This is a genomic window from Roseateles depolymerans, assembly GCF_003387155.1.
GTDB lineage: Bacteria > Pseudomonadota > Gammaproteobacteria > Burkholderiales > Burkholderiaceae_C > Roseateles > Roseateles depolymerans.
Window position 1 is genome coordinate 224,173 of sequence record NZ_QUMT01000004.1, and the last position, 22,630, is coordinate 246,802.

Consider the following 22,630-nt stretch of genomic DNA (forward strand, 5'->3'; position numbering starts at 1 on the left):
AGGACGCTCAGTCCCCCTGCCGCAACCAGGCGGCCGCCCGCTCCGCGATCATCAGCGTCGGTGAGTTGGTGTTGCCGCTGGTGATGGTGGGCATCACGCTGGCATCGATCACCCGAAGACCGGACACGCCGCGCACCCGCAGGCGGCTGTCGACCACCGCCTGCTCATCCTCCTCCCGGCCCATGCGGCAGGTGCCCACCGGGTGGAAGATGGTGGTGGCGATGTCGCCGGCCAGGCGGGCGAGCTCTTCATCGGTCTGGTACTGCGGACCGGGCTTGTATTCCTCGGGCCGGTAGCGGGACAGCGCCGGCTGCGCCACGATGCGCCGCGTCAGCCGCAGGCTCTGCGCGGCGACATGCCGATCGGCCTCGGTGCTCAGGTAGTTGGGCGCGATCATCGGCGCATCGGTCGCCTGCGGACTGCGCAGTCGCACCGTGCCGCGGCTGGTGGGATTGAGGTTGCAGACGCTGGCGGTAAACGCGTTAAAGCCGTGCAGCGGCTCCCCGAAAGCGTCCAGCGACAGCGGCTGCACGTGATATTGCAGGTCCGGCCAGGACTTGTCCGGCGCGCTGCGCGCAAAGGCGCCCAGCTGCGACGGCGCCATGCTCATCGGCCCGGTGCGGCGCAAGGCGTATTCCAGCCCGATGCGGGCCTTGCCGAACCAGCTGCCCGCCAGTGTGTTGAGCGTGCTGACGTCCTGCACCTTGAAGACGGCGCGGATCTGCAGGTGATCCTGCAGGTTGGCCCCCACACCGGGCAGCTCGCGATGCACCGCAATGCCCAGGCTCTGGAGCAGATCGCTCGGTCCGAGGCCGGAGAGCTGCAGCAGCTGCGGCGATCCGATCGCGCCGGCGGCCAGCAGCACCTCACCGCCCGGCGCCAGCAGGGCGGATTCAATGCCCTGCGGCGTGCGCACCTCCACCCCGGTGCACTGGCTGCGGCCCTGCGGACCGCCCTCCGAGAGCAACAGCCGCTGCGCCTGCACGCCGGTCCACATCTCGAAATTGGGCCGCGCCAGGCAGGTGGGTCGCAGGAACGCCTTGGCCGTGTTCCAGCGCCAGCCGCCGCGCTGGTTCACCTCGAAGTAGCCCACGCCCTCGTTGTTGCCGGTGTTGAAGTCGCAGCTGGCCGGAATACCGGCCTCCTGCGCGGCCTCTGCAAACGCATCCAGCACCGCCCAGCGCAGGCGCTGCTTTTCCACCCGCCATTCGCCGCCGTGACCATGGCGGCTGGCATCAAAACCGGGCGGGCGTTCAGCCCCCTCGTCCAGGCGCCAGTGGTGCTCGTGGCGCATGAAATACGGCAGCACCGCATCCCACCGCCAGGCATCGTCCCCGGTGAGCGCCGCCCAGCCGTCGTAGTCGCGCGACTGGCCCCGCATGTAGATCATGCCGTTGATGCTGGAGCAGCCCCCCAGCACCTTGCCACGCGGATACCGCAGGCTGCGGCCGTTCAGGCCCGCATCGGGCTCGGTCTTGAACAGCCAGTCGGTGCGGGGGTTGCCGATGCAATAGAGATAACCGACCGGGATGTGGATCCAGTGATAGTCATCCTTGCCCCCGGCCTCCAGCAGCAGCACCCGCTTGGACGCATCGGCGCTCAGCCGGTTGGCGAGCAGGCAGCCGGCCGTGCCGGCGCCGATGATGATGTAGTCAAAGTGCTGGTCTCCATTGTGGTCTCGCATGGTGCCTGGTGCCTGCCCGCAGGGCCGTTTTTATTAGCCCGATGCTGGCGCATGCGCATCGGCTCGGCAAGGGCGTTGGCCCTGAGCCTGCATCGCATACCAGTCGATGCGACGGGTCAGCACCATCACCAGGGCGAGCACCGAGAACAGCAGCAGCGCACCGATCAGCAGGGCCGCCTGTTCCTGGATCAGCACCACATACAAGGCGCCATACAGCAGGGCGATCAGCGCACCGAAGCCCAGGCCGCGCCCGCGGTGGCCCAGCATGGCCATGCCGTAAAAGCCCAGCAGCCCCACCACCGCGCCAGCCGCGGCCCCATAGGACCAGGCAAAGCTCAGGTGTTCCGACAGGCTCAGCAGCAGCAGGAAGAACAGGCTGATCGCCAGGCCCACCAGCAGGTATTGCACCGGATGCACCCGCCGGCCCACCAGCAGCTCCAGCATGCCGACGCAGACGAAGGTCAGGACGATGAACATCAGTCCGTACTTGATGGCGCGGTCACTCATCACATAGGGGTTGATCGGATCCACCATGGAGAAGTCCAGCGTGTCGAGATCCTTTTGGCCACGGCGAACATCCGCCATCGCATCGGTGGCCAGTTCGGAAACCTGCCACTGCGCGGAGAAGCCCTTGGCATCGACCTGGCGCGTGGCCGGCGAGGGCAGGAAGCGTCCGCCGAAGCTCGGATGCGGCCAGTCTGAACGCAACTGCACGTCGGTGGCCGAGGCCGCCGGCACGACCGAGAAGCGGGTGGTGCCCGACAGCTGCAGCGACACGCTCAGCGCCAGCGGCTGGTCCAGCGCCTGATTGCGCAGGGCCGCATGCAGGCCGCGCGGGAAGGTGGGGTGGAGCGTGCCGGTCTGCACCGCCAGCAGATCTGCGCCGCGGCGGATCTCCACCGCCTGCAGGCCCCGCGGATCCGACACCGACACGGCCATCTGCGGGTCGGAACAGGTGAGCTGACCGCCGGGATGCTCGGCCACCGGCACCAGGGCGGCGAGGTCGTCAAACTGCGCCTTGATCATGACGCGGCCGGCATAGCCCCGTACCTTGAACACGCTGCGATAGCGGGTCTCCTGGTTCAGCGTCCCGTCCACCGACAGCCGGTTGGGCAGCCGCATCAGGGTGAACTCACGGCGCTGGCGCTCCACCCGCCGGTTGTCGCCCGTGCCGGTCGTTTCCTCCCAGCTCTCCACACACCAGCGGGACACCATCGGTCCGAGCAACTGCTGCTCGCCGGCCTGCGAGGCCGCCACGCTGAGCACCGCCTCCTGCTGGCGCGCCTGCCGCTCATCGACCAGCCATCCGATGCGCGTCAGCGCCACGATCAGCACCAGCGTGACCAGCATCAAAATGCCCAGCTTCACCCACACCGCCTTCGATTTCATTCGTCTTGCTCCAGAACAGGGAAGACGGCAGTGTCAAAAGCCCGTGTGAGCTCAGGGCGAAGTTTGTGAGGCCAGTGTGAAGGACGGCGGCAGCTCCAGATGGACCCGCAGGCCGGGCTCCGCCGGTGTGAAGCGCAGGCGCCATCCATGCAGGCCGGCGATCTGCCGCACGATGGCCAGGCCCAGTCCGGAGCCCTTGCGCAGGCTGCCCGGCCGGGCGGTGGAGAAAAAGCGCTGGCCCAGCTGGTCGAACGCGGCCGCAGGCACGCCGGGGCCGTGGTCGCGCAGCTCGAAACCGCCCTGTGCGCTGACGCTGACCTCGAGCAGCCCGCCCACCGGGCTGAAATCCACCGCATTGCTCAGCAGATTGCTCAGCGCCAGGGCCAGCAGTTCCGGATCCGCCTGCAGGGTCAGCGGCTCGCGGCACAGCCAGCGCACCTGCATCTGGCGCTGGGCAAGCCGGTCCGATAGGGCAGAGAGCGCCTGATTCACCGCCTCGTCGAGCCGAACCGCCTGCGGATGCTCCGGACCGCGCCGCAGCTCCAGCGCGGACAGCGCCAGCAGCCGCTCCACCAGCTCCGTCAGACGCTCACTCTGCGCCACCACCTGCGTGGCAAAGCGCTGCCGATCGGCGGGGGCCAGGTCTTCCTGCAACAGCTCGCCGGCACCGCGCAGGGCGGCAAGCGGGCTCTTCAACTCATGCGTCAGCGCGCGCGCCAGATGCTCCATGCGTTCGCGCCCGTCCAGCCGCTCCCGCATCGCATCCATGGCCTGGGCCAGTTCTCCGAGCTCGCCGGGCACCTTGGGCGGCGGCTGACGCTGGCCCAGCTGCACCTCCTGCGCATAACGCCGAAGGCGACGCACATGGCCCACCACCCACAGCGTGACCGCAACGCCGATGCCCAGCGACACCACCAGCAGGCCCAGCCCCGCCGCCCAGATGCGGCGTTCCGCGCGGTCGATGAAGCGCTGCACGGTGGCCACCGGCTTGGCCACGGTCACCACGCCCAGCAGCTCGCCCTGGTCCGAGCGGACCGGCGCAGCCACATACATCACGGGGCTCAGGTCGCCGCCGTAGCCATCCTGGGTGGAGCGCGCGCCATAGCCGCCCCGCAGCGTGCGGGCCACGTCGTTCCAGCGGGAATAGTCCTTCCCGAGGGACGATCCGGCGCCCTGCACCGTGTCGAAGATCACCCGGCCCTGGGCATTGGTGACGTAGATGCGGAAGTCCAGCGTCTGCTTGCGCAGGCCCCAGATGTGCACGTCCACCGGACGGTTGGCATAGTCCCGCACGCGGCGTGCAAAGGGCGTGTCGTTCAACTGCGCGCCGGGTGGCAGGCGGCTCAGATCATCGGTGGCCAGCTCCGCCAGGAGGTTGGCGGTGTCCACCATGATGTCTTCCATCACCTCCCGCACACTGGGCTTGACCTCGCCCAGCACCACCCGCAGCAGGATCACCGAGCTCAGGCCCGCGATCAGGAAGAAACCGAAGAACACCCGCAGGCCCAGGCGCATGCCTCACTCCAGCGAATAGCCCATGCCGCGGTGGGTGCGGATGGGATCTAGGTCCGGCCGGACCTGACGCAGCTTGGCGCGCAGGGTCTTGATGTGGGTGTCCACGGTGCGGTCGCTGCTGTCGGCCTCCAGGCCCCAGACCGCATCCAGCAACACCTCGCGGGAGTGGATGCGCTGCGGTGCGCCCAGCAGGCGCAGCAGCAGACCCAGCTCTCGGCGGGTCAGCGGCAGCAGTTCCCCGTGGAAGCGAACACGCGAGCCTTCCGCCTCGACCACGAAGCCGCTCGGTCCTTTCACCGCCGCCGGCGCGACGGCCTGGGCGCGGCGCAGCAAGGCGCGCACGCGAGCCACCAGTTCACGTGGGCTGAAGGGCTTGGCCAGATAGTCGTCCGCGCCGAGCTCCAGGCCCAGCACCTTGTCGGCCTCGTCGCTGCGAGCGCTCAGCATGAGGAGGGGCAACTGGGGATGCGCGCCCTGGCGGATCTCCCGGCACAGGTCCAGGCCGTTGCCGTCCGGCAGGCCGACATCGAGGATGGCCAGGTCCAGGTCGCCCCGGGCCAGCTGGGTGCGGGCCTCGTGGACCCAGCCGCAATAGCGCACCTGGAAGCCTTCACGGGTGAGCGCGAACTCCACCGTCTGCGCGATGGCGGGGTCGTCTTCGAGCAGCAGCAGTTGGGGCGGCGGGGGAGCGGTGTTCACGGAAATGGCGCAGGGAGTGGCGCTGGGGGTGGCGCAGAGAGTGGACGGGCCGCAGACGCGGGCGCAGCGACAGCGTAGCGATTGTGTGTGTGCTCAGTGTGAGGTCCGTGCAGCAAGCGGCCAGTGTCAGCTCAGGACTCCGCCATGGCCCGCAGACAGGCCAGCCCGTCGGCGGCCCGCGGCCCGTACCAGCTGACCAGTTCCCCATCGATCAGGCGGACCCGCGCGTGCGGACACAGCGCCTGCGCAGCATCGATGTGGGTCGCATCGAAGCGGTAAGGCTCTGAGCTGAGCAGCACTTCCTCCACCTCCTGCAGCCACGGCTCCTGGCCGGTCAGCGTCGGATAACGGGCGGCGCCGTGCTCCCCGCCGTCCACCGGCGGCCAGGTGGACCAGCCGACCTCGGCCAGCATCCGGGCGATGTAGGTGTCCCGCGCGACGGTCATCCAGGGATCTCGCCAGATCAGATACAGCACCCGCCGCGGCGTCCAGGCCTGGGCTTTGCACGCGGCGAGTTCGGCTTCCAGACGCTGCGCAAGGCGCCCAGCCTCGATGCGCACCTGCGGCTGCGCCTGCCCGAAGCAGTCCACCATCTGCTGCAGCAACGTCAGGTTGTCCTGCGGCGAACACGGGTGCGTGACCACCACTTCCGCCCCGAGTTGTCGCAGTGCCGCGACGTCTTCAAGGCGGTTTTCATCAACATTGACGATCACATGGGTGGGGGCCAAGGCCTGGATCCGCGTGAGGCGAAGGTCCTTGGTGCCCCCCACTTTGGGAATGTCGGCCACCCCCTTTGGGGGATGAATGCAAAAACCTGTGCGTCCGACCACCTGCGGGCCGAGCCCCAGGGCGAATAGAAGCTCGGTGATGGAGGGGACCAGCGAAATGATGCGAATCACGGGTGGCTGACCCTCCAAGCGGTGACAAAGCGTGATATCCACATCGGAACTTGCAATTTACCCTTCACCCACCTAGGGTTTGGGAATCATTTTTGCCCCTGGTTCAGTTCGTCAAAAAGAAGGTTGTGTGTTCTTGGCACCTGCTCGGGGTTTCTTCGCAGAAGCCGAAAAACAACATCACGGTTGACGCGTTGCGAATCGCCAATCCTGTCACACATAATCAGACGGCCTGAATGCAGCGCCTTCGTATGAGTGGTTCACGATGGGTTGAAGCAGCACATTGGGTTATTTGGTTTTTGAAAGGGCTTCCCCATGGGAAACAAGCTATACGTGGGCAACCTCGCTTACAGCGTGCGAGATGAGACGCTCCAGGAGGCATTCTCGCAATTCGGCACCGTCACGTCTGCCAAGGTCATGATGGACGCGAGACCGGTCGTTCCAAGGGCTTCGGCTTTGTGGAAATGGCGACTGATGCCGAGGCGCAAGCCGCTATCAACGGCATGAACGGCCAAGCCCTCGAGGGCCGCGCCATCGTGGTGAACGTGGCTCGTCCGCGCGAAGAGCGTCCGGGCGGCTTTGGCGGCGGCGGCGGTGGCCGTGGCGGCTTTGGTGGTGGTGGCGGCGGCAGCCGCGGCGGCTTCGGCGGCGGCGGTGGTGGCGGCGGCTACGGTGGTGGTGGCGGCGGCGGCAGCCGCGGCGGCTACGGTGGCGGCGGCGGCGGCGGTGGCCGTGGCAGCTACGGCGGTGGCGGCGGCTACGGTGGCGGCGGCGGCGGTGGCCGTGGCGGCTACGGTGGCGGCAACGGCGGCTACTGATCCCCGGCATCCAGCCAGGAGGGCTTCGGCCCTTCCAGCAAAAAGGCACTCCTCGGAGTGCCTTTTTTGTTGCCCGTGTCCTGGGGCTCGGCCCGCATCACTCGTTTTCGCGGTGCTTGCGCGGCCGGCCGGCCAGCACGCGGTCAAAGAGGGCGCCGGGCAGCACGCGCATCACCCGCGCCACCACGCCCATCTGCCAGGGAATGAAACGCACCCGTGCACCGGCTGCAATCGCGTCAAAAGCCTTTGCAGCAAATGCTTCCGGCTGCATCAGGAAGGGCATCCGGTAGCGGTTCTTGCGGGTCAGCGGGGTATCGATATATCCGGGTGCAATCGTCACCACCTGGACGCCGTCCGGACGGCATTCGCCGCGCAGGCTTTCGCAGTAGGCAAACACCGCCGCCTTGCTGGAGGAATAGGCGCCATGGCCCGGCAAACCCCGGATGCCCGCCACGCTGGCAATGCCCACCAGCGTGCCGCTGCGGCGCTGGCGCATCGGCGTGATGAAGGGCTGGAAGGTGGCCGCCATGCCGAGGTTGTTCGTGGCGTAGATGCGCTGCATCACCTCCAGGTCGGCCTCGATGGCGGTGTCCACCCCGATGCTGATGCCGGCATTGGCGATGACCACGTCCGGCAGGCCCTGTTCGGCGATGCAGCGGCGACCGGTGGCGGTGATGTCGGCGATGTCACTGACGTCCGCGCGGTAGACGCGCCAGCGAGCAGGATCCAGGGACTGGGACTGCGCCCATGCCGTCAGCTCCTCCACCCGCCGCGCCACCAGGGCCAGTGACCATCCCTGGCGGTAGTACTGCAGCGCGAGCGCCTGGCCGATGCCGCTGGAGGCACCGGTGATGTAGACAAGACGTGACATGGAGTTCCCTGCGACCAGGGTCAAAGATCAGCGGCGGGTCGGCGATGAGGCCGACGGCGAAGGAGCGGCAGGCGCTGCAGCCGCCCGGCGAGGCTGCGCACTGAACTGCGCCTTGCCGCCGCCGGCGAAGGTCAGCAGGCCGGTCAGGTTGTTGTATTCGAAGCTGCGCACCTGCATTTCACCGCCCATGCCCACCACGCGGGCCGGCAGATGGGAACGCATCTTCTGCTCCGGCACGAAGGCGTGCAGGAACTCGCCGTACAGCTCCAGGTCGGTGGCGGAGGCCGGGTCGCCGTTGGGATAGCGATGGAGCTTCACATCGCCCATCAGCTGCACTTCGCTGCCGTCGCCGTTGGACAAAGCCCGCTTGGCCTGCGCGATCATCAGCTCGCCCTTTTCGCCGTAGGCGCGCAGCTCGGGCTGGTCGATCTCGACCGTGTCGTTGTCCGGATAGTGCCGCAGCTCCTGACCCAGGATGCGGGCCACCAGGCGGCCGTCGCTGCTGAAGCGCTCCAGCTCGAAGCCCTGCATGCGGTAGTCGGGCACATGGCGCGGCGCAACCTTTTCACGCGGCGCTTCCAGCTGCGGCGTGCTCTTGATCAGCCACCAGGTGAGGCCCGCCAGCGCCGCCATCAGCAGCAGCGGCACATAACTCGCCAGGAAGGATTGCAGACGCCACAGCAGGGGCTGCACCCGGCGGCGGGGGCCCGTGGGCGGCGGAGCCAGGACCGCCATCAGTGCGTGCCCCCGTCCAGCGTGTCCAGGTGACCCCGCAGCAGGCGCGCGTACTGGCCGGCGGCCATCAGCAGCAGGTCGCAGAACTCACGGGCGGCGCCGTGGCCGCCTTCGGCCTGGGTCACGTAATGGGCGGCGGCGCGGGTCTCGGCATGTGCCTGGGCCGGCGCGCAGGCGAAACCGGCGCGCACCATCAGCGGCAGGTCCGGCCAGTCGTCGCCGATGACGGCCACGGCCTCCCAGCGCAGACCCAGTTGGTCCAGCACCGGTTGGGCCGCGGCCAGCTTGTCCTTGGCACCGTAGACGGCATGGGTCAGCCCCAGGTCCGCCACGCGTCGGCGCACGGCCGGCGAGTCTCGGCCGGTGACCACGATCGGCAGGATGCCGCCCTGGGCCAGCAGCTTCAGGCCGTGACCGTCCAGGGTGGAGAAGGCCTTGAAGTCCTCGCCGCGTTCGCTGATGTAGATGCGGCCGTCGGTCAGCACCCCGTCCACATCGAAGATGGCCGCCTTCAGGCCGCCGGCCGGCCCTTGGGCCAGCAGCAGCAGCTCGGGATCAAACCGCAGGGACGGCTGGAGTTCGCGCACCACCGTCATCAGATCACCTTGGCCCGCATCAGGTCGTTGATGCTGATGGCACCCACCAGGCGCTGATCGTCATCCACGGCCAGCACCAGGGTGATGCGGGCCGACTCCATCAGGTCGGCGGCATCCACCGCCAGGGCGTCGGCGGAGACGGTGCGCGGGCTGCCATGCATCACCTGAGCGGCGGTCAGGCCGCGCAGGTCGGTGCCGCGTTCGATCAGGCGACGCAGGTCGCCATCGGTGAAGATGCCGGCCACCCGCTCCTGCTCATCCACCAGGATGGCGCAGCCCAGGCCCTTGGCGGACATCACCCGCATCATCTCCAGCAGGGTCAGGTCGGCGCTGACCCGGGGCAGGGCGTCGCCGCTGCGCATCAGGTCGCGGACATGGGTCAGCAGCTTGCGGCCCAGCGCGCCGCCGGGATGGGAGCGGGCAAAGTCTTCCGCGCGGAACCCGCGTGCGTCCAGCAGCGCGACGGCCAATGCATCGCCCAGCGCGATCTGCGCGGTGGTGCTGGCGGTCGGGGCCAGGTTGAGCGGACAAGCTTCCTGGTCCACCCGGGAGTCCAGCACATGGTCGGCGTGACGGGCCAGCGAGGAATCGGCCCGGCCGGTCATGGCGATCAGCTTGACGCCCAGGCGCTTGAGGGTGGGGAGGATGGCGTTGAGCTCGTCGCTCTCGCCGGAATTGGACAGGGCCAGCACGATGTCCGACCGGGTGACCATGCCCAGGTCGCCATGGCTGGCCTCGGCCGGATGCACAAAGAAGGCGGGCGTGCCGGTGGACGACAGGGTGGCGGCGATCTTGCGGCCCACATGGCCGCTCTTGCCCATGCCCATCACGGCCACGCGGCCGCTGCTGGACAGGATGAGCTGCACCACCTGCTCGAAGGCCTCGCCCAACCGGGGCCCGAGCGCCAGCAGCGCATCGGCTTCGACCTTCAGGGCCTGGCGCGCCACTTCGAGGGCACGGGAATGGGTGAGAACAGCTTGTGTCGTCATACAGGCGGCAGTGTAGCCGGGAGCGGTTCAGCGGCGGCCGGCGGCCCCGGTCTACGGGGGCGGCGGGCCCAGGTGCAGCGCGACGGCAAATCCCGTGCTGACCGGGAGCAGGCGCAGATCCCCGCCGTGCGCGCGAGCCACCAGGTCGGCCATCATCAGGCCCAGGCCCATGCGGCCCTCGTATTGCTGGCGCTCCAGCGCATCGTTGAGATCCTCGCGGCGCCATTCCGGCACGCCGGAGCCGTTGTCTTCCAGCTCCACCACCGTGCCGCCGTCGGGCAGCGCCCGCAGGCGAAGCGTCATCCGGCCGGCGCGGTGGCGCCAGGCGTTGTCCAGCAGATTGATCAGGGCGGCGGCCAGCAGGTCGGGGTCGCCCTGCACCCAGGGCTCGGGCGGCAGGTCCAGTTCCAGTTGCTGGGGCAGCGGCAGATGGGCCAGCAGGGCAGCCAGGTCCAGGCGCTGCCACTGCAGGCTCATGCCGCTGCGGAACAGGGTCAGCAGCGCGGTGACCACCCGGCGCAGGCGGTCGGCCGCTTCCCGGGTGCGCTGCAGCCGGTCGCGCTGCTCCGGCGGCGCTTCCCGCAGGGCCATGGCCAGCTGGGTGTCCATGCCGGCCAGGGGCGTGCGCAGGGCATGGGCCGCGTGGGCGCTGAAGGCGCGCTCGTTGGCCACCCGCTGGGCCAGGCGCTGGCCCAGGTCCAGCACGGCGGCACGGATTTCCGCCAGCTCGCGGCGCGGCTGTTCCGGCAGGCTCTGGCGGCTGTCCAGCGGGTCGTACTGGTTCAGGGATTCAGTCAGGCGGGCCAGCGGCTCCAGCTCCTGCCGGGCGCGCCGGTTGAGCCAGATCATGCACAGGCTGCCCACCAGCAGGGCTGACAACGCACTGGCCATGCCCACCCGGGATCGGACCTCCCGCCGCTCGCTGGTGGTCTGGGCCACCATCAACCAGGCCGCGCCGGTCGGCGACTTGAGGGGGCGCACATGCACGCGCCAGTCGTCGCCGTCGCTGCCGTCGTCTTTCCAGTCGCTGAAGCCGGCCGGCAGTTGCCAGGGCTTGCCCGGCGCCAGGGGGGAGCGATGCAGCAACTGGCCGTCGGACGACACCAGCTGCCACGCGAAATGGGTGCTCAGGTCGTCCGCGTCCGCCACTTCGGCGCTCAGCAGCGCATTGTTCTGGCGCAGCAGCTGGCCCAGCACCTGGGAGGAGGCCTGCAGCGTCTCGTCCAGCAGTTCATCCACTTCCTCCTGCACCACCAGCCAGACCGACACACCGGCCACCAGCGCCCAGAAGACGGAGATCAGCAGCAGCTGGCGGGCCAGCCGGCCGGCGATCGACGGTTTGCGGGCGGGAGCGGACCTCATGCGCCCAGCCGGTAGCCCATGCCGCGCACGGTTTCGATGAGGCTGCGGCCGAGCTTGCGTCGCAGGCTGGAGATGTGGACCTCCAGGGCGTTGCTCTGCACCTCGGCGTCGGTGCCCAGCACCCGCAGCTCCAGCTCATGCTTGGGATAGAGCCGGCCGGCGCGCTGGGCCAGCGCTTCCAGCACCGCCCATTCCCGGGCGGTCAGCTCCACGGCCAGGCCGCCGCGGCGGGCCCGCTTGGCGGCCAGGTCCAGCCAGACGTCGCCATATTGGCGATGGGAGCTGCTGGCGCCCATATGGCGGCGGCTCACGGCACGCAGCCGGGCGGCAAGCTCCTCGGGGGCGAAGGGTTTGACCAGATAGTCGTCCGCGCCGCTGTCCAGGCCCTGAAGCCGGTCGGCCAGCAGGTCGCGGGCGGTGAGCATCAGGGCGGGAGTGGCCACGCCGCGCTGGCGCAGCGAGCGCAGCCAGTCCAGACCCGACCCGTCGGGCAACTGCCAGTCCACGAGCAGCGCTTCCGCATCTTCATATTGGCGGGGCAGCAGGTCCGACAACCGGGTGGCCCAGGTGACCTCATGGCCTTCGGAGACCAGGAAATCACGCAGGCCGCTCCCCAGCAGTTCGTCGTCTTCAAGCAGGAGCAATCGCATCGTGGCAGTGGCGCGGGCAGGGTCGGATCGGGTGGAACGATAACAGGCCGGCCGGACCGAGCTGTCCGGTGGGCGAATCGGCCCCATTCGGAAATCACGATGCAGTCCGGTCATTCGGGGCGGATCCGGCGCTTCAGCATACCTTCAGGTTCGCTTCAGGGATCCTTCAGCGCGGTCAAGCCCACTTACGGCGCCATGAAGCCACTTTTGCTGACCGAACTGTCTGATCCATCCCTCGACCTGCCGAGGGCTGCGGGTGCCGTGACAGGCCCGCGCTGGTTGCCGCGACTGTCCCTGCTGGGCTGGTCGGTGATGCTGGGCCTGCTGGCGCTGGTCGTCTGGGACGGCCTGGGGCTGGACCTGGCGGCGGTGCGTCTCTTCGGGGACCTGCGGGGGTTTGCCTGGCGCGACCACTGGCTGACCTCGGGCGTGATGCACCAGGGCGGACGCTGGCTGGCGACGGGGCTGGTCGTGATGCTGCTGGTCAATGCGGTGCGTCCGCTGTGGCCGGGCCTGACGCGCCGGGAGCGCTGGACGGCGGTGGCGATCACGGCGGTCTGCCTGATCCTCATTCCCTTGATCAAGCAGGGCAGCAGCACCAGCTGCCCCTGGGACCTGGCGGAGTTTGGCGGCACGGCGCGTTATGTCTCGCACTGGCGCTTTGGCGTGGCGGATGGAGGACCGGGGCATTGTTTCCCGTCCGGCCATGCCAGTTCGGCATTTGCCTTCTTCAGCCTGTTCTTCATGCTGCGCCGGGCCTATCCACGGCAGGCGGGCGTGGTGCTGGTGGGCGTGATGGTGCTGGGCTTTTGCTACGGCATGGCCCAAATGGCGCGCGGCGCCCACTATCCCAGCCACACCCTGTGGACGGCCTGGATCTGCTGGGCGGTGACGGTGGGCATGACACGTATCAGCCAGGGCCAGTGGCGCCTGCGGCGGGCTGCGCCTGCCGGGCACACCGCCTGAGCCGGCGCGGCCGGTCCGCGCCTACGCCGTCATGGGGCCGCGGCACGGTCGGCTGACCTGGCCCGGCTCACCTAGCCCGCTGGCCTCATCCGGCTGGCAGGGCGGACTAGCATGTCCGACGCGCATGTCCGGCAGACATAGCCGGCAGACATAGCCCGCTACTACCCACGCAGGCTGCTTGCTTTCCAGAATCGGGCTTCCGACTCGATTTCTGGAGACATTCATGGGCAAGAAGCTGTTGTTGCTGGCCGGCGACTATGTGGAGGACTACGAGATCATGGTGCCGTTCCAGGCCTTGCTGGCGGTGGGGCACCAGGTGCACGCGGTCTGTCCCGGCAAGAAGGCGGGGGACTTTGTCCTGACGGCGATCCACGACTTCGAGGGGGCGCAGACCTACTCGGAAAAGCCTGGCCACCGTTTCACCTTGAACGCCACCTTTGACGAGGTCGACCCGGCGTCCTATGACGGACTGGTCATTCCGGGTGGCCGCGCCCCTGAGTATTTGCGGACGATGCCCAAGGTGCTGCCGCTGGTGCAGCACTTCTCGCAGGCGGGCAAGCCAATTGCGGCCATCTGCCATGGCGCGCAGTTGCTGGCTGCAGCGGGGGTGATTCGTGGCAAGCGGGTGTCGGCCTACCCGGCGTGCGCGGCGGAGGTGGAGCTGGCCGGGGCCAGTTATGCGGACATCCCGGTGGACCAGGCGGTCACGGATGGCCAGTTGGTGACCGCACCTGCCTGGCCGGCCCATCCGGCGTGGATTGCGCAGTTCCTGACGGTGCTGGGCACACGCATCACCCCATGACGGAGCGGGTGGGCGCTGGGCGCTGCTCTTGAGGCGGCGCACAATGACCCCAGCCGTTGCCTGCAACGCCAAAAGGGGAAATGCGATGTGTCAGGTCTTCATCAGTGCGGATCCACAGAGTTATGAATCGCGGACGCGTTCGGTGCGCCTGCACGGTGTGGTGACCAGCATCCGTCTCGAAAACCTGCACTGGGAAGTCCTGGAGGAGATTGCGGCGCGGGACGGCATGTCAGTGACGCAACTGATCACGCGCCTCTACGACGAACTGGTGCAAGCCCGCGGCGCCGTCGGCAACTTCGCCTCATTTTTGCGCGTCTCCGCCCTGCGCTACATGGCCTTGGTGGCCCAAAACCGCATCCCCGCCGACCCTTCGATCCCCCTGCGCACCCTGAACCCCGACACCGTCCTCACCGGCCTCCAAGGATGGACCCACACCCCTCACCCCATCCAGCTCTCCTAAAACGACAAAGGGCTTCCCAAAGGAAGCCCTTGTCACCTGCGCGCCCTCCGGGCCGCGCCCCCTCAAGCGGAGGCCGTGGATCCGGCTCCGCCGGTCCACCGTCCTCGCCCCCCTGGGGGGGCCGCCGTCAGGCGGTAGGGGGGGGTCAAGGTCATCAAGGATAGAGTCCGCGTTCTTCGCGGGCTTGCAGCACGCGCGTGCAGGCCACGGTGAACGCAGCGGTGCGCAGCGGGATCTTGTGCTGTTCCGACGTATCCCAGATGCCCTTGAAGGCACCGATCAGGATCTTGTCCAGACGCACATTGATCTCGTCTTCCGTCCAGAAGAAGGACGAGAAGTCCTGCACCCACTCGAAGTAGGACACCGTCACGCCGCCGGCATTGGCGATCACGTCCGGCACCACGATGATGCCGCGGTCCGCCAGCACGGCGTCGCCGTCCGGGGTGGTCGGGCCGTTGGCGCCTTCCAGCACCACACGGGTCTGCACACGCTTGGCACGCTCCGCCGTGATCTGGCCTTCCAGCGCCGCCGGAATCAGCACGTCGGACTTCACGTCCCAGAACTGCTCGTTCTCGATGCGGTCGGCGCCCTTGAAGCCACCCACGCCGCCCGTCTGGGCCACATGGTCCAGCAGGCTGGTCATGTCCAGGCCCTTCTCGTTCAGGATGGTGCCGGTGTGGTCCTGCACGGCGACGATCTTGGCGCCGTTGGCGGCAAACATCTTGGCCGCCACCGAGCCCACATTGCCGAAGCCCTGGACCGCCACGCGGGCGCCGTCCATTTCCACGCCCAGGCGACGCATGGCTTCACGGCCCACGACGAACACGCCGCGGCCGGTGGCCGCCACACGGCCGAGCGAGCCGCCCAGCGGAATCGGCTTGCCGGTGACCACGCCGGTGGCGGTGGCGCCGACGTTCATCGAATACGTGTCCATCATCCAGGCCATGATCTGGCCGTTGGTGTTCACGTCCGGTGCGGGGATGTCCTGCGTCGGGCCGATGATGATGCCGATCTCGCTGGTGTAGCGGCGGGTGACCTTTTCCAGTTCCTTGGTCGACAGCAGCTTGGGGTCCAGGCGGATGCCGCCCTTGGCACCGCCATACGGCAGGTTGACGGCGGCGTTCTTGACCGTCATCCAGGCCGACAGGGCCATGACTTCTTCCAGCGTCACGTCCGGGTGATAGCGCACGCCGCCCTTGCCGGGGCCGCGGGTCAGGCTGTGCTGCACGCGGTAGCCTTCAAAGTGCGCGATGGTGCCGTTGTCCAGTTCGATGGGGATGTCCACGATCAGCGCGCGCTTGGGACGGCGCAGCGTTTCCACCCAGCGGGCCAGCTTGCCCAGGTAGGGCTCGACGGCGTCGATCTGCGACAGGTAGGTGCCCCAGGGACTGTTGCGCGTGGGCGAAACGAAAGACAGATTGGGCATGAAATGCTCCGTAACTTTTCGGTGGCGCGAACGGTACCCTGAAGCCTCACCGGTTCGCCACGTCCGGCAAAGCCGCTTGCACATGCGGGCATGCACCCGATGCATAAGCCTGCAAGTTTGCCGCTGTGGCGTGAGGAACGCCAGCCTCTGTGGGGGGTGGGCGCCCTCCCGCTTGAGGGCGAATCGCCGCATGACCTGGGTCAGGAGGGGACGGTCAGGGTGTGGACGTTTTGAGACGCCCGACCCACGCGCCGGTCGTTGGCCGGCGAACCTGGGCGAAACCTTGCCGTTTTGGGGGCGGCGCTGCGGGGCGGACCAGTAGGATCGGGGCCATGCTGACTGCCCTGGATCTGACCCTCGTCTACCTCATCGCCGCTGTGCTGGGCGTGGTGGTCTGCCGTTCGCTCAAGCTGCCGCCCATTCTGGGCTACCTGGTGGTGGGGGTGGTGATCGGTCCCAATGCGCTCTCCCTGGCCAGCGATGTCCCCGGCGTGCAGCACCTGGCGGAATTCGGCGTGGTGTTCCTGATGTTCGCCATCGGCCTGGAATTCAACCTGCCCAAGCTGCACAGCATGCGTTCGCTGGTCTTCGGCCTGGGCCTGCTGCAGGTGGTGATCACCGTGGGCGGCACCATCCTGGGCAACGTCTTCCTGGAATGGGCCTTTGCCATGGCCGGGCGCCACTGGGAGCTGGGCTGGCAGGGTGCGCTGGTGCTGGGGGCCGCCATGGCCATGAGTTCCACCGCCATCGTGGTGAAACTCATGGCCGAGCGGCTGGAACTGGAAAGCGAGCACGGACGCCGGGTGATCGGCGTGCTGCTGTTCCAGGACCTGGCCGTGGTGCCGCTGCTGGTGCTGATCCCGGCGCTGAGCGGCAGCGGCAGCGCCATGGCCCAGTCGCTGGGCTGGGCCGGCCTGAAGGCCGTGCTGCTGCTGACCCTGCTGCTGACCGGCGGCCAGCATGTGATGCGCCGCTGGCTGACGCTGGTGGCGCGGCGCAAGAGCCAGGAGCTCTTCATGCTCAACCTGCTGCTGGTCACCCTGGGCCTGGCCTGGCTAACCGAGCATGCGGGGTTGTCGCTGGCGCTGGGGGCGTTCGTGGCGGGCATGCTCATCGCCGAAACCGAATACCGCCACCAGGTGGAAACCGACATCCGCCCCTTCCACGATGTGCTGCTGGGGCTGTTCTTCATCACCATCGGCATGCGGCTGGACTGGCAGACCCTGGTCTACCAGTGGCCGCTGGTCATCGTGCTGACGCTGGTGCCCACCTTCGCCAAGTTCGTGCTGGTGGCGGGTCTGGCCAAGCTGTTCAAGGCCCCCACCGGCGTGGCGCTGCGTACCGGCCTGTATCTGGCGCAAGCCGGTGAGTTCGGCTTCGTGCTGCTCACCCTGGGCGCCCAGCAGAACCTGATCGCAGCCCAATGGGTCAGCCCGGTGCTGGCGGCCATGGTCATGTCCATGCTGATGACGCCGCTGGTGATCGAATACAGCGACCGCATCGTGATGAAGCTGTCGGCCAGCGACTGGCTGCTGCAGTCGGTGCAACTGACCACCATTGCCAAGAAGGCGATCAAGACCGACGCCCACGTCATCATCTGCGGCTATGGGCGCAGCGGGCAGAACCTGGCGCGGCTGCTGGAGGCCGAGGGCATCCCCTACATGGCCCTGGACCTGGATCCGGACCGCGTGCGCCAGGCCGCCGCCGCCGGCCAGAGCGTGGTCTTCGGCGATGCGGCGCGGCTGACGAGCCTGATCGCGGCCGGCCTGTCCCGCGCCAGCGCCCTGGTCATCAGCTATCACGACACGCCCTCCGCGCTGAAGGTGCTGCATGAGGTGCGCAGCCATGCGCCGCAGGTGCCGGTGGTGGTGCGCACCATTGACGACACCGACCTGGAAAAGCTGCGCGCCGCCGGCGCCACCGAAGTGGTGCCGGAAGCCATCGAGGGGTCGCTGATGCTGGCCAGTCATGCGCTGGCCCTGGTGGGGGTGCCGATGCGGCGGGTGCTGCGCATCGCGCGCGACGCGCGGGACCGGCGTTATGGCCTGCTGCGCGGCTACTTCCATGGCCTGGACGACGACACCGGCGAAGACCGCGACCAGGCCCGGCTGCAGTCCATCTCCCTGCCCGCTGGCAGTGTGCTGAACGGCTGCAAGCTGGGGGATGTGGGGACGGTGGCCTGGGGGGTGAGCGTGATCTCGATCAAGCGCAGCAACGGCGCGGTGCTGGCGGCCGCCGAGGACGTGGTGCTGCATGGCGGCGACACGCTGGTGATTTCCGGGACGCCCGAAGCGCTGGCCCGCGCGGAACACGGGCTGCTGGTGGGCTGACCCGGCGCCAGGGCGGCGCGGAATCACCACGCTGCCGCCTGCGCGACAGAACGCGGGCAGGCAATGCGCCACACTGGCTTCCCTATGTTGGACACGTTGCCCCGCAGCCCCCATCGCCGCCGCATCTACCTGATGCGCCACGGTGCGGTCACCTACTTCGACGGCGCCACCGGCCGGCCCGTGCTGCCGGAGCAGGTACAGCTCAATGAGGACGGGGTGGCGCAGGCCCGGGCCGCGGGTGAGGTGTTTGCCCAGGCCGGTGTGCGGTTTGACCGTGTGATCGTCTCCGGCCTGCCCCGCACCGTGCAGACGGCCGAGTTGGTGCTGAACCAGGCCGGGCAGTCCTCGCTGCCGGTGCAGGTGTGGCCGGAGTGGCAGGAAATCCGCGGGGGTCGCCTGGGCGACATCCCGGACGACGCCCTGGTGAAGGCCTTCACCGGTCTGCAGCAAAGCCCGGTGGACGAAGACCAGCGCTTCCTCAACGGCGAGCGCATCGGCGACCTGCTGGACCGGGTCCTCGGCGGCGTCCAGCGGCTGCGGGCCGACCCCGATTGGGACTGCGCCCTCCTGGTGCTACACGGCGTGGTCAATGCAGCCCTGCTGTCCCATGCCGTCAGCGGCGGTCAGCGGCTGATGATGGGCAGCTGGGTCCAATCCCCGGCTTGCATCAATGTGCTGGACATGGGCCCCGGCCCGGCCGACTGGCTGCTGCGGGTCTGCAATTTCGCTCCGTTGCATCCGCTGCATGCGGATGAGCGGTCCACCACCATGGAAGCGCTGTTTGCCCAGTACCTGCGCTACCGTCAACAGCGCGCTTGAGCGCCCTGCCTCCGGGAGGATCCATGAACTTCGACTACAGCCCCAAAGTGCAGCAGCTGCAGGAACGTCTGCTGGCGTTCTTTGACCAGCACATCTATCCCAACGAGAAGCGCTATCACGAGGAAGTGGAAGCGAACCGGCAGGCCGGCAACGCCTGGGTGCCGACCCGTGTCATCGAGGAACTCAAGCCCAAGGCACGCGCCGCCGGCCTGTGGAACCTGTTCCTGCCGCGCTCGCCACGTGCGCCGGAGGGCCTGTCCAACCTGGAATATGCGCCGCTGTGCGAGATCATGGGCCGGGTGCACTGGGCGCCGGAGGTGTTCAACTGCTCAGCGCCGGACACCGGCAACATGGAGACGCTGGAGCGTTATGCCACCGAGTCGCTGAAGGACCGCTGGCTGGAGCCGCTGCTGCGCGCGAGATCCGCTCCGCCTTCCTGATGACCGAGCCGGACGTGGCCTCCTCCGACGCCACCAACATCGAATGCCGCATCGAGCGGGACGGGGACCACTACGTCATCAATGGCACCAAGTGGTGGTCCTCCGGCGCCGGTGACCCGCGCTGCGCGCTCTACATCGTGATGGGCAAGACCAATCCGGAGGCGGGCCGCCATGAGCAGCAGTCGATGGTGCTGGTGCCGGCCGACACGGCAGGCATCACCGTCAAGCGCCATCTGAGCGTGTTCGGCTACGACGACGCGCCGCACGGCCACATGGAGATCGAGCTGCGCAATGTGCGGGTGCCGGTGGAGAACATCCTGCTGGGCGAAGGCCGCGGCTTCGAGATTGCCCAGGGCCGGCTGGGCCCAGGCCGCATCCACCACTGCATGCGCTCCATCGGCGCGGCCGAGCGGGCCCTGGAGCTGATGTGCCAGCGCGCCATCGCCCGCACCGCCTTCGGCAAGACCCTGGCGCAGCAGACCGTCACGCAGGAGCGCATCGCCGAGGCCCGCTGCAGCATCGAGCAGGCCCGCCTGCTGACGCTCAAGGCGGCCTACATGATGGATACCGTGGGCAACAAGGTCGCCAAGGCCGAGATCGCGATGATCAAGATCGTGGCGCCCAGCATGGCGCTGAAGGTCATCGACTGGGCCATGCAGGTGTATGGCGGCATGGGTATCAGCCAGGACACGCCGCTGGCCTACATGTGGGCAGGCCAGCGGACGCTGCGCTTTGCCGACGGGCCCGATGAGGTGCACCGCAACTCCCTGGCCAAGCTGGAGCTGGCACGCCACATGAAGCTGCCCACCGGCGGGGTGGACATGCCCATCACCCGCGGCAGCTGAACGGCTGATCGACCCATCGGCGGGGGGGCTTGCCCCCGGGGCCGCCGGGGGCGCATGTGGGGGCGTCGGTGTGGATTCGGTGTGGGTTCGCGCACACGTCGGTGAAATCGGGGACGCGCCAAACCCGCATGCAACAAGCTGTTTCGCGCCCACCCCCGTCAGGGGCGTACCGGAGCGTTCGACAGGTGGATACGATTCGTCCACCCTTGCGTTGCACTCCTCCCCGTCATGACCCGTCTCGCCGAAGCCCGCCTCTGGCCCCTGCTCGCCTTCGCGCTGCTGGTGGGCCTGCAGGCGGCCATCCTGATGGTGGCGCTGGGGGGCTTGTCCGAGTTCCCGCGCTGGGAGCCGGTGGTGCCGTGGCTGGCGTTCGGCGCCCTGGCCTTCACCGTGCTGCTGGCGGTGGGCGTGATGGGCAGCCTGTCCCGCGCTCAGGAACGGGCGAAGCGGGCGCAGCGCACGCTGGAGGAGGCCATCGACGCCCTGCCCGCCAGCGTCGAGATCTTTGACCATGAGGACCGCCTGGTGGCCTACAACCGGCGCCTGGTGGAAATCTATCCCCACATGCTGCGCGCCTTCGAGCGACGCGCCACCTTCGAGGACATGGTGCGGGAATCGCTCGAGCGCGGCGGCATTCCGGAGGCAAGAGGCCGGGAAGATGAATGGCTGCGCGAGCGTAAGGAAAGCCGCGGCCGCCAGACCGCGCCGCTGCTGCAGCGGGTGCATGACGACATGTGGCTGCGCATTTTCGAGAGCCGCACCCCTTCGGGCGGCATCGTGGGCGTGCGCATGGAGGTCACCGACCTCATCCATGAACAGCAGAGCCTGGCCGCCAGCCGGGCCCAGCTGCGGGCGACCATCGAGGCCGCCGTCAACGGCATCCTGACGCTGGATTCGGGCGGGCATGTGCTGGAGGTCAATCCCAGCACCGAGCAGCTCTTTGGGTTCAGCGCCACCGAGCTGCAGGGGGTGCACATCGGCATGCTGTTCGGCAGCACCGGGGACCTGATGCATCCACAGGAATTGCTGGGCGCTCCGCGTGAGCTGACGGCCCGTCACCGCAGCGGCGAGCGGCTGGCGCTGCAGCTCACCGTGGCGGAAGTCCGCACGGACACCATCCACCTGTATGTCTGCATCGTCACGGATTTCACCGAGCGGCAACGGCAGGAGGAGCGACTGCGCCGCGCCAACGAACTGCTGGCCCGCCAATCCACCACCGATGGCCTGACCGGCGTGGGCAACCGGCGCCTGTTCGACCAGTTGCTGCAGCAGGAGTGGCTGCGGGGCACCCGGTCCGGGCGGTCGCTGGCGCTGGTGATGGTGGACATCGACCATTTCAAGCAATACAACGACCGTTATGGCCACGTCGCTGGCGACGACTGTCTGCGGCGGGTGGCCACGCTGCTGCGCAGCTGCGTGGCGCGGGGCAGCGAAGCGGTCTGCCGGTACGGCGGCGAGGAATTCGCCATGCTGCTGGTGGACACCGACCTGGCGGGTGCGCAGGTGGTGGCCCAGCGCTGCCTGGACAGCGTGCGGCTGGCGGCGATCGAGCATGAAGGCTCGCCGGTGCGGCGCTCGGTCAGCCTGTCGATCGGGGTGGCGACCTGCATTCCGGACCCGGCCACGCCGCCGCAGCGGCTGATCGAGGCGGCTGACCGGGCCTTGTATGACGCCAAGCAGAGTGGGCGCGCCCGGTTGATGTGCCAGCAGATCGCCTGACCCCATCGGCGCGACAATCACGCCCATGCAAGACGCCATCGCCTTTCTCAAGCAGCAGATCCGCACCGTGCCCGACTGGCCGGAGCCGGGGGTGCAGTTTCGGGACATCACGCCGCTGCTGGCCAATCCACGCGCCTTCCGCGTGCTGATCGACCAGTTCGTGCACCGCTACTTCGACAGCCGCCCGGATGTCGTGGCGGGGCTGGATGCGCGCGGCTTCATCATCGGTTCGGTGCTGGCCTATGAGCTCAACATCGGGTTCGTGCCCATCCGCAAGAAGGGCAAGCTGCCCTTCACCACGGTGCAGGAAACCTATGAGCTGGAATATGGAAGCGCGACGGTGGAGATGCACACCGATGCGGTCAAGCCTGGCGACCGGGTGCTGCTGATCGACGACCTGATCGCCACCGGCGGCACCATGCTGGCCGGAAAGCGGCTGCTGGAACGGCTGGGCGCGACTGTGATCGAAGGCGCGGTCATCGTGGACCTGCCGGAGCTGGGCGGCTCTGCGAAGATCCGGGAACAGGGGCTGCCGGTGTTTGCGCTGGTGGATTTCCAGGGGCACTGAGCCGCCCAGCGGGGTTCCATCGCGGGTGGCGCTCGACGGCTCGTGGAGAGC

General features: G+C 68.4%; 19 protein-coding genes and 2 pseudogenes. 9 read left to right on the plus strand and 12 right to left on the minus strand.

From position 1 onward, the window contains the following. Nucleotides 1–7: 7 nt before the first annotated feature. The 5 genes from DES44_RS19885 to DES44_RS19905 all read right to left on the minus strand — a co-directional run bounded on the left by DES44_RS19885 (nucleotide 8) and on the right by DES44_RS19905 (nucleotide 6,186). Nucleotides 8–1,684 carry a GMC family oxidoreductase gene (locus DES44_RS19885; RefSeq protein ID WP_058937060.1) on the minus strand — a complete coding sequence of 559 codons (1,677 nt, stop codon included), beginning with the start codon at nucleotides 1,682–1,684 and terminating at the stop codon, nucleotides 8–10. Between the two features lie 33 nt (nucleotides 1,685–1,717). Next, complete coding sequence (creD, locus tag DES44_RS19890) at nucleotides 1,718–3,073, minus strand: cell envelope integrity protein CreD (RefSeq protein WP_058937061.1); 1,356 nt, start codon at nucleotides 3,071–3,073, stop codon at nucleotides 1,718–1,720. Between the two features lie 51 nt (nucleotides 3,074–3,124). Then, nucleotides 3,125–4,588, minus strand: coding sequence for a two-component system sensor histidine kinase CreC (gene creC, locus DES44_RS19895; RefSeq protein WP_058937062.1), 1,464 nt, complete (start codon nucleotides 4,586–4,588; stop codon nucleotides 3,125–3,127). Nucleotides 4,589–4,591: 3 nt separating this feature from the next. Next, nucleotides 4,592–5,293 (minus strand): two-component system response regulator CreB, encoded by a 702-nt coding sequence (gene creB, locus DES44_RS19900; protein ID WP_375137558.1) that lies wholly within the window; start codon nucleotides 5,291–5,293, stop codon nucleotides 4,592–4,594. 125 nt (nucleotides 5,294–5,418) lie between these two features. Next, nucleotides 5,419–6,186 (minus strand): helical backbone metal receptor, encoded by a 768-nt coding sequence (locus DES44_RS19905; RefSeq protein WP_232309887.1) that lies wholly within the window; start codon nucleotides 6,184–6,186, stop codon nucleotides 5,419–5,421. Nucleotides 6,187–6,498: 312 nt separating this feature from the next. Between DES44_RS19905 and rbp the strand changes: the two are divergent. After that, nucleotides 6,499–7,001, plus strand: a pseudogene (gene rbp / locus DES44_RS25155) (RNA-binding regulator). 97 nt (nucleotides 7,002–7,098) lie between these two features. On the opposite strand, the gene DES44_RS19920 reads toward rbp, so the two are convergent. The 6 genes from DES44_RS19920 to DES44_RS19945 are packed head-to-tail and all read right to left on the minus strand — an operon-like array spanning nucleotide 7,099 to nucleotide 12,204. Continuing rightward, entirely contained in the window at nucleotides 7,099–7,872 is a 774-nt protein-coding gene (locus DES44_RS19920; protein WP_058937065.1) for an SDR family oxidoreductase, read from the minus strand. Nucleotides 7,873–7,899: 27 nt separating this feature from the next. Continuing rightward, a complete protein-coding gene (lptC, locus tag DES44_RS19925; protein WP_058937066.1) occupies nucleotides 7,900–8,607 on the minus strand; it encodes an LPS export ABC transporter periplasmic protein LptC in 708 nt (235 codons plus the stop codon). Beyond that, a complete protein-coding gene (locus tag DES44_RS19930) occupies nucleotides 8,607–9,203 on the minus strand; it encodes a KdsC family phosphatase (RefSeq protein ID WP_058937067.1) in 597 nt (198 codons plus the stop codon). The genes lptC and DES44_RS19930 overlap by 1 nt, the downstream gene beginning before the upstream one ends. Continuing rightward, complete coding sequence (locus DES44_RS19935; RefSeq protein WP_058937068.1) at nucleotides 9,203–10,192, minus strand: KpsF/GutQ family sugar-phosphate isomerase; 990 nt, start codon at nucleotides 10,190–10,192, stop codon at nucleotides 9,203–9,205. Before DES44_RS19935 ends, DES44_RS19930 begins: the two co-directional genes overlap by 1 nt. A gap of 51 nt (nucleotides 10,193–10,243) precedes the next feature. Continuing rightward, nucleotides 10,244–11,554 carry a sensor histidine kinase gene (locus tag DES44_RS19940; RefSeq protein ID WP_058937069.1) on the minus strand — a complete coding sequence of 437 codons (1,311 nt, stop codon included), beginning with the start codon at nucleotides 11,552–11,554 and terminating at the stop codon, nucleotides 10,244–10,246. Further along, complete coding sequence (locus DES44_RS19945; RefSeq protein WP_058937070.1) at nucleotides 11,551–12,204, minus strand: response regulator transcription factor; 654 nt, start codon at nucleotides 12,202–12,204, stop codon at nucleotides 11,551–11,553. Before DES44_RS19945 ends, DES44_RS19940 begins: the two co-directional genes overlap by 4 nt. Before the next feature lie 195 nt (nucleotides 12,205–12,399). Here DES44_RS19945 and DES44_RS19950 point away from each other — a divergent pair, with 195 nt between their 5' ends. The 3 genes from DES44_RS19950 to DES44_RS19960 all read left to right on the plus strand — a co-directional run bounded on the left by DES44_RS19950 (nucleotide 12,400) and on the right by DES44_RS19960 (nucleotide 14,432). Further along, on the plus strand, nucleotides 12,400–13,170 hold the full coding sequence (locus tag DES44_RS19950; RefSeq protein WP_083525965.1) for a phosphatase PAP2 family protein: 771 nt from the start codon (nucleotides 12,400–12,402) through the stop codon (nucleotides 13,168–13,170). A gap of 223 nt (nucleotides 13,171–13,393) precedes the next feature. Next, nucleotides 13,394–13,972: a DJ-1/PfpI family protein gene (locus DES44_RS19955; RefSeq protein ID WP_058937071.1), complete on the plus strand. Its 579-nt coding sequence runs from the start codon at nucleotides 13,394–13,396 to the stop codon at nucleotides 13,970–13,972. A gap of 85 nt (nucleotides 13,973–14,057) precedes the next feature. Next, nucleotides 14,058–14,432, plus strand: coding sequence for a ribbon-helix-helix domain-containing protein (locus DES44_RS19960; RefSeq protein WP_058937072.1), 375 nt, complete (start codon nucleotides 14,058–14,060; stop codon nucleotides 14,430–14,432). 154 nt (nucleotides 14,433–14,586) lie between these two features. Here the strand turns inward: DES44_RS19960 and DES44_RS19965 are convergent, their stop codons facing one another. After that, on the minus strand, nucleotides 14,587–15,858 hold the full coding sequence (locus DES44_RS19965) for a Glu/Leu/Phe/Val family dehydrogenase (RefSeq protein ID WP_058937073.1): 1,272 nt from the start codon (nucleotides 15,856–15,858) through the stop codon (nucleotides 14,587–14,589). Between the two features lie 335 nt (nucleotides 15,859–16,193). Between DES44_RS19965 and DES44_RS19970 the strand changes: the two genes are divergently transcribed. From DES44_RS19970 to DES44_RS19990, 5 genes and pseudogenes are all read left to right on the plus strand, one after another. Further along, entirely contained in the window at nucleotides 16,194–18,188 is a 1,995-nt protein-coding gene (locus DES44_RS19970; protein WP_058937695.1) for a monovalent cation:proton antiporter-2 (CPA2) family protein, read from the plus strand. 84 nt (nucleotides 18,189–18,272) lie between these two features. Further along, entirely contained in the window at nucleotides 18,273–19,007 is a 735-nt protein-coding gene (locus DES44_RS19975) for a histidine phosphatase family protein (protein ID WP_058937074.1), read from the plus strand. A 23-nt stretch (nucleotides 19,008–19,030) separates the two neighbouring features. Beyond that, nucleotides 19,031–20,292 (plus strand): annotated as a pseudogene (locus tag DES44_RS19980) (acyl-CoA dehydrogenase family protein). A 228-nt stretch (nucleotides 20,293–20,520) separates the two neighbouring features. Continuing rightward, nucleotides 20,521–22,011: a GGDEF domain-containing protein gene (locus tag DES44_RS19985; protein ID WP_058937075.1), complete on the plus strand. Its 1,491-nt coding sequence runs from the start codon at nucleotides 20,521–20,523 to the stop codon at nucleotides 22,009–22,011. Nucleotides 22,012–22,036: 25 nt separating this feature from the next. Further along, nucleotides 22,037–22,579: an adenine phosphoribosyltransferase gene (locus DES44_RS19990; RefSeq protein WP_058937076.1), complete on the plus strand. Its 543-nt coding sequence runs from the start codon at nucleotides 22,037–22,039 to the stop codon at nucleotides 22,577–22,579. Nucleotides 22,580–22,630 lie beyond the last annotated feature (51 nt).

Excerpts from the sequence above, each read along its gene's own strand:
- DES44_RS19885 (WP_058937060.1), bottom strand. The coding sequence starts at position 1,684 with ATGCGAGACCACAATGGAGACCAGCACTTTGACTACATCATCATCGGC.
- creD (WP_058937061.1), bottom strand. The coding sequence starts at position 3,073 with ATGAAATCGAAGGCGGTGTGGGTGAAGCTGGGCATTTTGATGCTGGTC.
- creC (WP_058937062.1), bottom strand. The coding sequence starts at position 4,588 with ATGCGCCTGGGCCTGCGGGTGTTCTTCGGTTTCTTCCTGATCGCGGGC.
- DES44_RS19920 (WP_058937065.1), bottom strand. The coding sequence starts at position 7,872 with ATGTCACGTCTTGTCTACATCACCGGTGCCTCCAGCGGCATCGGCCAG.
- lptC (WP_058937066.1), bottom strand. The coding sequence starts at position 8,607 with ATGGCGGTCCTGGCTCCGCCGCCCACGGGCCCCCGCCGCCGGGTGCAG.
- DES44_RS19930 (WP_058937067.1), bottom strand. The coding sequence starts at position 9,203 with ATGACGGTGGTGCGCGAACTCCAGCCGTCCCTGCGGTTTGATCCCGAG.
- DES44_RS19935 (WP_058937068.1), bottom strand. The coding sequence starts at position 10,192 with ATGACGACACAAGCTGTTCTCACCCATTCCCGTGCCCTCGAAGTGGCG.
- DES44_RS19940 (WP_058937069.1), bottom strand. The coding sequence starts at position 11,554 with ATGAGGTCCGCTCCCGCCCGCAAACCGTCGATCGCCGGCCGGCTGGCC.
- DES44_RS19945 (WP_058937070.1), bottom strand. The coding sequence starts at position 12,204 with ATGCGATTGCTCCTGCTTGAAGACGACGAACTGCTGGGGAGCGGCCTG.
- DES44_RS19950 (WP_083525965.1), top strand. The coding sequence starts at position 12,400 with ATGAAGCCACTTTTGCTGACCGAACTGTCTGATCCATCCCTCGACCTG.
- DES44_RS19955 (WP_058937071.1), top strand. The coding sequence starts at position 13,394 with ATGGGCAAGAAGCTGTTGTTGCTGGCCGGCGACTATGTGGAGGACTAC.
- DES44_RS19960 (WP_058937072.1), top strand. The coding sequence starts at position 14,058 with ATGTGTCAGGTCTTCATCAGTGCGGATCCACAGAGTTATGAATCGCGG.
- DES44_RS19965 (WP_058937073.1), bottom strand. The coding sequence starts at position 15,858 with ATGCCCAATCTGTCTTTCGTTTCGCCCACGCGCAACAGTCCCTGGGGC.
- DES44_RS19975 (WP_058937074.1), top strand. The coding sequence starts at position 18,273 with ATGTTGGACACGTTGCCCCGCAGCCCCCATCGCCGCCGCATCTACCTG.
- DES44_RS19985 (WP_058937075.1), top strand. The coding sequence starts at position 20,521 with ATGACCCGTCTCGCCGAAGCCCGCCTCTGGCCCCTGCTCGCCTTCGCG.
- DES44_RS19990 (WP_058937076.1), top strand. The coding sequence starts at position 22,037 with ATGCAAGACGCCATCGCCTTTCTCAAGCAGCAGATCCGCACCGTGCCC.